Here is a 349-nt window from a genome sequence, read left to right as displayed (position 1 = left end):
GTGTTGTCCGCTTCGAGCCCGATGGTCACGGCCAGGGCGTTGGACAGGGACCCGGTGCGCCCGGCGAGGTCCAGTTCCACCGTGACCTCCAGCGGAACACCTGCCCTCGCCGCGACCGGAACGGAGGCGGAGGGCGGGGCCAGGAACGCAGCGCCCAGGTCGGTGCCCGTGGCCTCGATGCTTGCCTCAAGCCGGAGCTGCCCGTCCACGAAGATCCGGCCGTGCCCCACGGTGGAGAAGCCCAAGCGGATCGTGCTGCTCTCCTCGGGCGTGTAGTGGGTGTGGAACTGGACCATGGAGGACTCCGCGATGGGGGCGTCCCCGCCGAACCAGACCAGCGCGGTGGAGC

The 349-nt window shown here is 70.8% G+C and carries 1 pseudogene; it reads right to left on the bottom strand.

Annotation, left to right across the window (positions count from 1 at the left end):
• Positions 1-349, bottom strand: a pseudogene (locus AB4Z38_RS25890) (glycosyl hydrolase); the annotation flags it as partial.

The sequence above is a fragment of the Arthrobacter sp. 2RAF6 genome (assembly GCF_052115205.1).
In the GTDB taxonomy this organism is placed as follows: domain Bacteria; phylum Actinomycetota; class Actinomycetes; order Actinomycetales; family Micrococcaceae; genus Arthrobacter.
This window is presented reverse-complemented; position numbering and strand designations above follow the sequence as displayed.